This window comes from Alphaproteobacteria bacterium, assembly GCA_030740435.1.
Classification (GTDB): Bacteria; Pseudomonadota; Alphaproteobacteria; order UBA2966; family UBA2966.
This window is the reverse complement of sequence record JASLXG010000217.1, coordinates 1-10,803: the sequence shown is the minus strand read 5'-3', so window position 1 is coordinate 10,803 and position 10,803 is coordinate 1. Positions and strand designations below refer to the sequence as shown.

Sequence of the window (10,803 nt, the reverse complement as noted above, 5' to 3'; positions counted from 1 at the left end):
TTGGTCGAGAACTATTTCGCCAAGATCAAGGAATTCCGGGGCATTGCTACGCGCTACGACAAAACCGACACAAGCTATGCCGCAAACTTGAGCCTCGTCGCCACCATCATTGATTTGCGTTAATTGTCAACGGACCCTAGTTCCTTGCACGGTGCAGGACTATGACAATCGTCACACATTCAACCCTCATCATGACGCAATCAGAGCGCCCGCGCCAGGGCCACGGCGTCATAGACGGTGCGGGTCAAAAGGCCGGCCTCATAGGCGTCGTCGAGATAGGCGCTGACGCGCCCCCCGAACTCCGGCAGCCGCCAATTACCGGCCTCGTCCCAGTCGGCAGCCGGGCCCCGGCCCAGCACCACGAGATCGGCCGCGGCGGTGGCAGGGTGCACGAACGGCTCGGCCACCTTGACCTCGATATCCGCCCCGGCGGCTTCGAGCCGGCGCCGGCAGACCTCGCGGAAGCCGGGATGGGCATCGTTGGCGATATCGCGGGCCGGCGACAGCAAGGTCACCTGGCTGCCCCGCTGGGCCAGCACCACGGCCGCCTCGGCGGCGCAGAGATCGTCGCCCACCACCAGCGCCCGGCCGCTCTGGTCGCCCGCCAGTACGGCCAGGGCCGGAACGGCACGCTGGGGACCGGCGGCGTCGAGCGGCCGGAACTCGCGCACCGCCCAAACCACGTCCGCTGCCTCGGGCGCTGCCTCGGGCAGTTGGTCGCTGACCTCGACACCGGCTGCCAGGGCCCGGCCCAAGAGCGCCGCCGCCGTCTCGGCGATGACGGCGTTGCCCGGCACCCGCGCCCGTAGCGCCATCAAGCCACCCACCGCACCGTTAAAGTGCAAGCTGACCCGGTGGCCGCGAAGAGCCGCCACCCAAGCGGCCGTCAACGCAGAAAAACTCGAGCCCACCACGGCCACCTTCTGTGGCACCGCCGTGGCGGCGAACTCGAACTCGGCCTCGCGGCCGATGGCCGGGTTGACCGGGCAGATGCTCTCGGGACGCGACGAGCGGCCGAGGCAGATGTTGCAGCCCATGCAGGCCATGACCTCGCTCTCGCGGCCCGAGCGGATCTTGGCCGGCAGCTCGGCGTCGGCCATCGAGGCACGGCCAAAGCAGGCCAGGTCGATCTGGCCCGCCGCCAGCCCTTGTTCGGCCACGCTGGCCCGCACCAGCCGGCCCACGCCCATCACCGGGATGGGGATGCCGGCCTTTACCTCGCCGGCCAAGTCGAGCCACTGGCCCTCGGGCTCGCCGGTGACCATGGAAAGCTTGTTGAACGAGAGGTAAACGCCCACCGAAACCGAAAGCACATCGACGCCGTGGTCGGCCACGGCACGGCCGATCTCGATGGCCTCGGCCACGTCGAGGCCATGGGGCACGAATTCGCGGGCGCTGATGCGCACCGAGAGGGGAAAGTCCGGCCCCAGGCGGTTGCGGATGCCGTCGACGATATTCAAGAGAAAGCGGCAGCGGTTCTCGAGCGGGCCACCGTATTCGTCCACGCGGGTGTTGGTATAGGAGGACAGGAATCCGGCCACCAGGTAGCCGTGGGCGGCGTGGATCTCGACGCCGTCGAAGCCGGCCTCGGCGGCCCGTTCGGCGGCGCGGATGTAGTATTCCTCCCACTCCGGGATCTCGTCCAGATCCAGCGCCCGCGGCATCTCGCGGTTGATGGGACAGGGTATGGCCGAGGGCGCCACCAGCTCGTGGCCGGTGAACTTGGATTTGGTCTGGCGGCCGGGATGGTTGATCTGGGCCAGCACCGGCGCACCGCCCTGCTTGACCGCCGCGGCCAGCCTGGCCATGCCCGGAATGTAGCGGTCTTCGTGCGCCATCAGCATGCGCGGCAGGGCCTTGGCGCCGGCCTGAACGCCGAAGTTCTCGCACACCACGAGGCCGAAACCGCCGGCGCCGCGGCGCCCCAGGTAGCCGCAAACCTCGTCCGTGACCTGGCCGTCCAAGTCACCGAAATTGGTCGTCAGCGCCGGCACCACGAAACGGTTGGCAAGCTCCAGCCGGCCCAGCCGCAGCGGGCTGAAAAGCCGGGGATAGCTGTCCGCGTCCACGCCGGTTATTTCCAACCTTTGAGGAAATTGGCCAGACGTTCCTCGTGCTCGGTAGTGCGGAAGGTGTAATTCTGGGCCACGGCCTCGTATTCCAGGCAGGTGGCGAAGTCGGTGGTCTCGCCGCGGATCAGCGCCATCTTGGTGATGGCAGCGGCGCGCCGGGGATAAGCCTCGATGATCTGACGTGCAATGGCCTCGGCCCGGGTGAGCAGCTCCTGGACCGGCACCAGTTCGACGAAGAGACCCAAATCAAATCCCTGCTGGGCCTCCACCGTGGCGCCGGTAAGCAACAGATGGGCGGCCCGGGTGGCGCCGATGCGGCGGGGCAAAAGATAAGTGCAGCCCACGTCGGCGCCGCTGGCGCCGATGCGCCCGAAGGCGAAATAGTAGCTGGCGCTGGGCGCCGCTATGGCGATATCGCAGGCCATGGCCACGGCGCTGCCGCCGCCCACGGCCGGGCCGTTGACGGCAGCGATCAGCGGCACGTCGAGGGCGCGCATCTGGGTGGCCAGGCGAAAGGCCTTGCGCACCACCAGCAGCTGCTCCTCCATGTCGACGCCTTCGGGCTTCAAGAGGTTCTTGAGATCGGCGCCGCCGCAAAACACCGGCCCCTTGCCGGTGATGATGATGGCGCGGCAGTCGGGATCCTCGCCCAGGGTGTCCAGCGCCTCGCCAAAGTCGGCGATGAAGGTGGTGGTCATGGGGTTGCGCTGGTCGGGCCGGTTGAAGGTGATTCGGCCGATACCGTCGTCGAGATCGACGAGGATCTCGGGATCGCTGTCGGCCTCGCCAAGGGGCAAGCTGCTCATGATATTTCTCCCTGTCTCTCTAGTGGCCTGCTTATCGTTAATTCTAGTGTGATTCAGATCCCGAATTTCGGCGCGTGAAATGCGCCGAACTTCAGAATCATCACACTAGCGGCCTTTCCAGACCGGCTTGCGTTTTTCGGCGAAAGCGCGGGGGCCCTCCTGGGCATCCTCGCTTTCGTAGGCCGGACGGTGGATGCGCCAGGCCATGTCGAGGCCGGTCTGGCAGCCCACGCTCATGGCCGTGAGGATGGATTCCTTGGCCGCCCGCACCGACAGCGGCGCGTTGTCGCGGATGCGCTCGGCCAGACTCAGCGCCCGCGCCCGCACGGCATCGGGATCGGCTTCCAGGTAATTGATGAAACCCAGCTCATGGAAGCGGTCGATGTCGTAGTGCTCTCCCGTCAGCACCATCTCCATGAGGATGGGCTGGGGCAGCATCCAGACCAGCGGCATGGCCCAGGGCGAGCCGCGGCCGATCTGGGTCTCGGTGATGCCCACACGGGTGCCGGCGAGGCCGACGCGGATGTCGCAGTTGAGGCTGAGCATCATGCCGCCGGCCATCAGGTGGCCTGTCATGGCGGCGATGATGGGAGACCGCACGCGGCGCATGCGCTGGCCGAAGACGTCCTTGAAGAAGGTCAGGATATCCTGGCCGGTCTCGGCCTTCATGCGCGCCGCTTCCTTGAGGTCCATGCCGGCGCAGAAGGTGCCGCAATCGGTCGAGGTGAAGATGACGACGCGGATGTCGGGATCGCTGTCGATCTGTTCCCAAAGGTCGTGCAGGCCGTTGGAGACGGCGATGTTGAGGGCGTTGCGCGCCTCGGGCCGATTGATGGTGATGGTGGCGATGCCGTCGTCGACGGCGAAAAGAAGCGGCTCGGTTTCGCTCATCAGGGCTTCCTCAGGTCTAGCGGCGGGAAATCAGGCAACTCAGGCGGCGCGGGCGCCGGCCAGCGAGCCCGAATGCATGCATTTGCCCATCAGCGGCCGGCCGATGATCTGCTCGGCCAGGCGGGCGGCCTCGATCAGGGCTTCCAGGTCGATGCCGGTTTCGATGCCCAACTCGTGGCACATGAAGACCATGTCCTCGGTGCAGATGTTGCCCGCCGCCGCCATGTCGGCGTGGCTGGTGAAGGGGCAGCCGCCGAGGCCGGCGACGGAGCTGTCGAAGAGATCGACGCCCATCTCCAGGGCGGCATAGAAATTGGCCGCGCCGAGGCCGCGGGTATCGTGCAGGTGGAGGCCGATGCGGGCCTCGGGCAGCATCTCGCGCACGGCGCCGATGCGGCGCTTGAGCTCTTCGGGATTGGCCCAGCCGACGGTATCGGCGAGGTAGATCTTGGGCAGCGGCCGGCCCTGGTCGGCGCACATGTCGCGGATGAAGGCGACGTAATGCAGCACCGTCTCGAGCTTCACTTCGCCTTCGAAATAGCAGCCGAAGGCGGTCATGATGTAGGCCAGCTCGGTGGCTATGCCGTGACCGTCGTAAAGCTTGGCCCAGCCACGCTGGCGCTCGGCCAAGTCAGCGGCGGAGCAGTTGTTGTTGGCCTGGCTGAACTTGTCGGTGGTGTAGAACATGAGCTTGCCGTCGAGATCGACGCCGGGTGTGGCGGCGGCGCGCTCGAAGCCGCGTTCGTTGAGCCAAAGCGCTGTATAGCGCACGCCTTCGCGGCGCTCGATGGCGCCATAAAGCTGGTCGGCGTCGGCCATGGCCGGCACCAATTTGGGATTGACGAACGAGGCCACTTGAATCTGGCTGAGCCCGGTCAGCGATAGGGCGTCGACCACGGCCGCACGCTGGGCCAGGGAATAGAGCTGACGCTCGCTCTGGAAGCCCTCGCGCGGTCCCTCCTCGTGGAACTCGACGAATTTCGGTAGATCCGACATCGCTAACCTCGTTACTGGGACTCGGCCGCTTCGATTTCCGCCACCGCACTGTGGCGCTCGATCATGTCTCCCTCGGCACAGTTCAGCACCGTCACCACGCCGTCGCAAGGTGCCACCACGCGCAGCTCCATCTTCATCGATTCCTGGACCATGAGAATATCACCGGCGGACACCGTGTCACCGACCTTGACGTTGACCTTGACCACCTGGCCCATCACCGGTGCCACCACCCGGCCGGCGCCCGCGGTCGCTCCGCCGGCGCTATCGGGTAGCGCCGAGCCGACCTCGGCGGCGAAGGCGCCCAGCGGCCCGTCGAGATAGACCAGCCCGCCATCTTGGGCTGCGCGCACCATGGAGACGCTGTCGTCGCACCAGACGCGATAGCTGCCATCGCCTTCCGCCATCACCCCCAGGCTGAGCTCGTCCTCGCCGACGCGCACGACCTGGCGGCCGTCGCCGTCCGGGGCCGAGAAGGCGATTTCGCGGCTCTCCTCACCGATGCGGACCCGCAACAACGGCTTGCGGGTGGGCTCGATGGGTCCCTTTGCCAGCCGCCAGCCGGTCATCGCCGAGGCCCGCCAGGGGTCCCCCTCGAGGCCCCGACGCCAGGCCGCCAGGCCGAACCAAGCGGCCAGGGCGAAGGCCACGGCCGGCGGCCCGGGTGCCGCCGCCAGAACCTCCAGGTGCTGGTCGATGAAGGTGTTGGCGACACCGCCGGCAGCTACCTCGGGGCGGGCCAAGAGGCGGCGCAAAAAGGCCAGGTTGGTGCTCACGCCAAGGATGTGGGCCTCGCTCAACGCGGCCTGCAACCGGGCCAGGGCCTGGCCGCGGTCGGCACCATGGGCCGTCAGCTTGGCGATCATGGGATCGTAATGCGGCGTCACCAGATCGCCGACGCCGACGCCCAGGTCGACCCGCACGCCTTGGCTGGGCAACTCGATGGCGCGCACCCGACCGGCCGCCGGGGCAAAGCCGGCAGCCACGTCCTCGGCATAGATGCGGGATTCGATGGCATGGCCCCGGCAAGTCACGTCTTCCTGGGAGAGCGCCAATTCCTGACCGGACGCCAAAGCAAGCTGCAATTCCACCAGATCGATGCCGGTCACCGCCTCGGTTACCGGGTGCTCGACCTGAAGGCGCGGGTTGAGTTCGAGAAAATACCAATCGAAGCCGGCCACCAGGAACTCGACCGTGCCGACGCCGCGAAATTTGGTGCGCTCACCCAGCGTGCAGGCGGCGGCGGTCATGGCCTGGCGCAGGCCGGGCTCGAGCTCGGGCGCCGGGGCCTCCTCGACGACCTTCTGGTAGCGCCGCTGCAACGAGCATTCGCGCTCAAAAAGATGGATCACCCGGCCGCTGCCGTCGCCGGCGATCTGCACCTCGATGTGGCGGGCCTGGTCGAGATAGCGCTCGACCATCAGGTCACGGCGTGCGAAGGCGCCCTCGGCCTCGCGCATGGCTGATGCGATGTCGTGCTCAAGCTCGTTCAGCGCGGTAACGATGCGCAAGCCCCGACCGCCGCCGCCGGCCGCGGCCTTGAGCAGCACCGGCAGTTCCTGGCTCCGCACGATGGCCGCCACCTCGGCCACCGCGGCCGAGCCCTCGGATCCATCGAGGGTGGGAACACCGGCCTCGCGGGCCTCGGCCTTGGCCGCCCGCTTGTCGGCGAAGCGCTTCAGCGTCTCCGGCGTCGGTCCGATGAAGACCAGCCCGGCGGCCTCGACGGCAGCGGCGAAGGCGGCGTCTTCGGACAAAAATCCGATGCCCGGGTGGACGGCCTCGGCGCCGACGGCCCGGGCGGCGGCGATGATGGCCTCGCCGTCGAGGTAGCTCTGGCTGGCGGCCGGGCCGCCGATCTCGATGCTTTCGCCGATCAGCCGCACGTGCAGCGCCGCCCGGTCGGCGTTGGAATGCACACCCGCCGCGGCAATACCCAGACGCTGGCAGGTAGCGGCCACGCGGCAGGCGGAATCGCCGCGGTTGGCGATCAGAATCTTGGCGAACATGGCTGCCATCCGGGCTACATGCGAAACACGCCGAAGCGCGTCTCAGGGGCCGGCTGGCGGGCCGCCATGTCGAGCAGGAAGGTCATCACCGTGCGCGTCTCGAGGGGATCGACGAGGTTGTCGATCCAGAGGTTGGCGGCATAGTTGTACATGCTGGCGAAGTCCTCGTATTCCTGCCGGATGGGGGCCTTGAAGGCCTCTTCCTCTTCGGTCGACCAGGCTTCGCCCTCGCGCTCGCGCTTTTGGCGCTGCACCATGGAAAGCGTCAGGGCCGCCTGTTCGGGACCCATCAGGGCGGCCCGGGCGGCCGGCCAGCCCAGCACCATGGTGGGCTCGAAGGGGCGCGAACACATGGCCATGTAGCCGGCGCCGTAGGCCTTGCCGATGATGATGTTGTACTTGGGCACGTTGGCCGAGGCCATGGCCGTGATCATCTTGGCGCCGTCCTTGGTGATGCCGCCCTGCTCGGCGTCGCGGCCCACCATGAAGCCCGAGTTGTCGGCCATAAAGAGCAGCGGGATGTCGCGTTTGCAGCAGAGGTCGATGAAGTGGACGGCCTTCAGGGCGCTGTCGGAAAAAAGAATTCCGGTATTGGCCAGGATGCCCACCTCGAAACCGCCGATGTGGGCGAAGCCGCAAAGCAGCGAACGCCCGAAGCCGGATTTGAACTCGTCGAAGCGGCTGTCGTCGACGATGCGGGCAAGGATCTCGCGGCTGTCGGAGGGCACCCGCGGATCCTCGCTGATCAAGCCGTAGATCTCGGCCGGATCGTAGCGCGGCGGCACGGGGGTGCGCAGCGGCCGCAACAGTTGGGGCTGGCGGCAGGTGTCGGCCACCACACGCCGCAGAAGGCTGATGGCGTGCCAGTCGTCCTCGGCCAAATAGTCGGTAACGCCGCTCGTCTGGCTGTGCATCTCGGCCCCGCCCAGGCTTTCGCGGTCGACCACCTCGCCGGTGGCGGCGAAAGTGAGCTCGGGCCCGCCCAGGTGCATGTAGCCCTGACCGCGCACGATGATGGTGATGTCGCAAAGCGCCGGCACGTAGGCCCCGCCGGCGGTACAGGCACCGTGCACCACGGCGACCTGCGGGATGCCTTCGGCCGACTGGCGCACGATCTGATGGAAGACGGAGCCGTACTGGCCGGCGTCGGGAAAGATGCCGGGCTGTTCCGGCAGGTTGGCGCCGCCGCTGTCGACCAGGGTGAGGTTAGGCAGGCGGTGCTGCCAGGCGATCTTCTGGGCCCGCACGTGCTTGCGCGCCGTCATGGCGTAGTAGGTGCCGCCCTTCACCGGGGCATCGTTGGCGATGATCATGCAGGTCACGCCCTGGACCTGGCCGATGCCGGTGATGATGCCGGCGCCGGGCGGCACGCCCTCGTACATGTCGATGCCGGCCAGGTCGTTGACCTCGAGGAAGGGCGAGCCGGGGTCCAAGAGGCTGTCGACACGGTCGCGCGGCAAAAGCTTGCCCAGTCCCTCGTGGCGGGCGCTGGCCTTGGGGTTCCAGGCCTCGCGTTCAGCCCGCCGGGCCATCAATGCGGCCACTGTTTGGCGCGAGACGCGGTCGTTGGCGCGAAATTCCTCGGAGCCGACGGCGGCCTTGGATTGGATAACGGTCATGGCTTTTTCACAGGGACTTGGACTGGGACGTACTCTGGGCCTTACACTTGCCTTCGTTTCTAACGAATAGTAGTTAGAAAAAATACCTGCCGCAACGCAGAGCCCACAAAGAGTCCACAGAGAGGCCACGGAAAGCAATGGCCCGCCGCGCCGCCACAGAGAGCAAAGAGACCAAGAAATCGGAACGCACCCGCGTGCGTATTCTTGACGCCGCGGCGCGCATGTTCCGGCGCAAGGGCTATGCCGCGACAACGCTCAACGAAATCGCCCGGTTGGCCGACCTGCGGGCCGCCAGCATCTATTACCACTTCGGCTCCAAGGACGAAATCTTCGGCCAGGTGCTGGACATCGGCATCGACCGCATCCACGACGAGGTGCGCGCCGCCGTGGCGGCGGCGCCGGCCGAGGCCGACTACCGGCGCAAGGTCCACATCGCCGTCGAGGCCCACCTGGCGACGCTGCTCAAGCACAGCGACTACACGGCGGCCAACATCATCAACTTCGGCCTGGCTCCCGATGCCATCCGGCGCCGCCACCACCGCCACCGCGAAGCCTACGGCGACTTCTGGCGCAAGCTGTTGCGCGATGCCCGCCGCCATGGTGCCATTGCGCGCAATACCGACATCAGCCTGCTGCGGCTCTTTCTCATCGGCGCGCTGAATTGGTCGCAGGAGTGGTACGATGCCGACGGCAAGTCGATCAAGCGCCTGGCCAACGAGATCTGCGGATTCGTCTTCGACGGCGTCGAGCCGGACTAGCCGAGGTCCCGAGGGAAACCACCATGACCGACAGCCCGTCATCGTCTTCCGACATCATCGTCGTGACCGGCGCCAGCCGTGGCCTGGGCGCGGCCATCGCGCTGGAGCTGGCGGGCCGCGGCCTGACCGTCGGCTGCCTCTCGCGCCGGGGCCTGGGTCCGGCCGAGACGGTGGACGTGCCCGACGAGCTGACCGACCGCCTGGTCCTGGGCAAATGCGACCAAAGGGACCAGGACAGCATCCGTCAGTCACTCGCCGCCCTGGCCGACCAGGGCTACCGGCTGCGCCACTTCATCGCCAATGCCGGCACGCATATCTCGGGCCCCAGCCACGAATTCGCCGACCAAGACGTGGCCACACTGGTGGATACCAACCTGATCGGCACTTTCATGTGCCTGCGCGAAGCCTACCGCTACCTCAGCGACGGCAGCGTCATCGTCACCATCGGTTCCTTCTACGACCGCATCGGGGCGCCGCAGAATGCCATCTATGCCGCCAGCAAGGCGGCCATCGGCGCCATCGCCCGCACCCTTGCCGTGGAGTGGGCCCGCGACGGCATCCGCGTGATCAACATCGCGCCGGGCTACATCGAGACCGACCTCAACCGCGAATTCCTGGAAAGCGAGCGGGTGCGCGAATTCTTCAAACGCCGGGTGGCGCTGCAGCGCTGGGCCCAGCCCGAGGAAATCGCCAGGCTGATCGCGGCGCTGCTCGAGGACGACCACCCGCTTTTGAGCGGCGAGACGATCTACCTCGATGGCGGCCACGCCATTACGCACGGCCGGATCTAGAAACGAAAAGAGCGCCCGCGAAAAGCGTCCGGAAAAGCGTCCGCGTCCCCTTAATTAAGGAAGGTTACCGGAGCGGTCGCCGATTTCTTAACGAGGCGGGGGTTGGCCAAAAAAAACGAGTTCAGCGCTGAACCATGAATTTATTTTGTTGAAAAAGAAGCAGTTGGAAAGAGCGAAACGATTCCCGCCAGGGGCCGATGGCAAGGACACTCGCCGCTTGGCGGCCGGAAGCATGGCTTCCGCTCGTTGACCAGCGTGGCGAGCCGCCGCCGCGTCAAGCACTCACTCACTGCCTTCGCTGGGCCACTTGTCCCGGCCCCCTGCGAGCAGTCTCTGGAGCGGCCGCGGGATTGCTGCGGGGGAGGGGAAAAGAGTATGAAGGCAGATTTCTGGCGTGGCCGCGATATACAATCGCCACGGATATCGCCGTGAAAAGGCGGATGCCTTGGCAGCATGGTCGAGGGCGCTGGGCAGCATCATCGACCAGGGTGAGAACAACGTCGTGACGCTTCAGAAGGGAGCTTGACCGTGCCGGGCGGGAATGAAGGCGCAGGATGGGAGGCCATGAATTACGCCCACTACTGGCGTATCGGTCGCCTGGTGAGGTTCTTAACGAAACATGGTGACATGGATATCAATGAAGCCCTTGAAGTGGTGGAAGGTGATCCTGGCGCCGTGGAGGCGGTGGCCATGTGGCTCCGGGAGGAGTTAAAGACACTCAAGCCGACATTCCCCAGATAGTCTCCTGGTTCGCGGAAATCATAGCACCGTGCCACCGTCGAGGGAACGAGATCATTTTCGCGGCCGCCTGATAACCTGATTTCTCGATTTTCCTGTGTCGGGAAGCCCATTTGCCCTTATTTT

Annotated in this window: 10 protein-coding genes; 4 read left to right on the top strand and 6 right to left on the bottom strand. The window is 66.4% G+C overall.

Translation table 11 applies throughout. The features are described from left to right. Positions 1 to 123 (top strand): IS5/IS1182 family transposase (locus QGG75_20515; protein MDP6069614.1); only part of this gene is annotated, 123 nt, incomplete at its 5' end. A gap of 77 nt (positions 124 to 200) precedes the next feature. Here the strand turns inward: QGG75_20515 and QGG75_20510 are convergent. The 6 genes from QGG75_20510 to QGG75_20485 form a co-directional block, all read right to left on the bottom strand. Next, on the bottom strand, positions 201 to 2,069 hold the full coding sequence (locus QGG75_20510; GenBank protein ID MDP6069613.1) for a hypothetical protein: 1,869 nt from the start codon (positions 2,067 to 2,069) through the stop codon (positions 201 to 203). Positions 2,070 to 2,074: 5 nt separating this feature from the next. Next, positions 2,075 to 2,878: an enoyl-CoA hydratase/isomerase family protein gene (locus QGG75_20505; GenBank protein MDP6069612.1), complete on the bottom strand. Its 804-nt coding sequence runs from the start codon at positions 2,876 to 2,878 to the stop codon at positions 2,075 to 2,077. 105 nt (positions 2,879 to 2,983) lie between these two features. After that, positions 2,984 to 3,769 carry an enoyl-CoA hydratase-related protein gene (locus tag QGG75_20500; protein MDP6069611.1) on the bottom strand — a complete coding sequence of 262 codons (786 nt, stop codon included), beginning with the start codon at positions 3,767 to 3,769 and terminating at the stop codon, positions 2,984 to 2,986. A gap of 39 nt (positions 3,770 to 3,808) precedes the next feature. Further along, positions 3,809 to 4,765, bottom strand: a complete 957-nt coding sequence (locus tag QGG75_20495) for a hydroxymethylglutaryl-CoA lyase (protein MDP6069610.1) — start codon at positions 4,763 to 4,765, stop codon at positions 3,809 to 3,811. Positions 4,766 to 4,776: 11 nt separating this feature from the next. Beyond that, positions 4,777 to 6,771 carry a biotin carboxylase N-terminal domain-containing protein gene (locus tag QGG75_20490; protein ID MDP6069609.1) on the bottom strand — a complete coding sequence of 665 codons (1,995 nt, stop codon included), beginning with the start codon at positions 6,769 to 6,771 and terminating at the stop codon, positions 4,777 to 4,779. 14 nt (positions 6,772 to 6,785) lie between these two features. Continuing rightward, positions 6,786 to 8,390, bottom strand: a complete 1,605-nt coding sequence (locus QGG75_20485; protein ID MDP6069608.1) for a carboxyl transferase domain-containing protein — start codon at positions 8,388 to 8,390, stop codon at positions 6,786 to 6,788. A gap of 137 nt (positions 8,391 to 8,527) precedes the next feature. Between QGG75_20485 and QGG75_20480 the strand changes: the two genes are divergently transcribed. The 3 genes from QGG75_20480 (at position 8,528) to QGG75_20470 (ending at position 10,680) form a co-directional block, all read left to right on the top strand. Beyond that, complete coding sequence (locus tag QGG75_20480; GenBank protein MDP6069607.1) at positions 8,528 to 9,148, top strand: TetR/AcrR family transcriptional regulator; 621 nt, start codon at positions 8,528 to 8,530, stop codon at positions 9,146 to 9,148. Between the two features lie 23 nt (positions 9,149 to 9,171). After that, on the top strand, positions 9,172 to 9,939 hold the full coding sequence (locus tag QGG75_20475) for an SDR family oxidoreductase (protein MDP6069606.1): 768 nt from the start codon (positions 9,172 to 9,174) through the stop codon (positions 9,937 to 9,939). 564 nt (positions 9,940 to 10,503) lie between these two features. Then, entirely contained in the window at positions 10,504 to 10,680 is a 177-nt protein-coding gene (locus QGG75_20470; GenBank protein ID MDP6069605.1) for a hypothetical protein, read from the top strand. Positions 10,681 to 10,803: the final 123 nt, after the last annotated feature.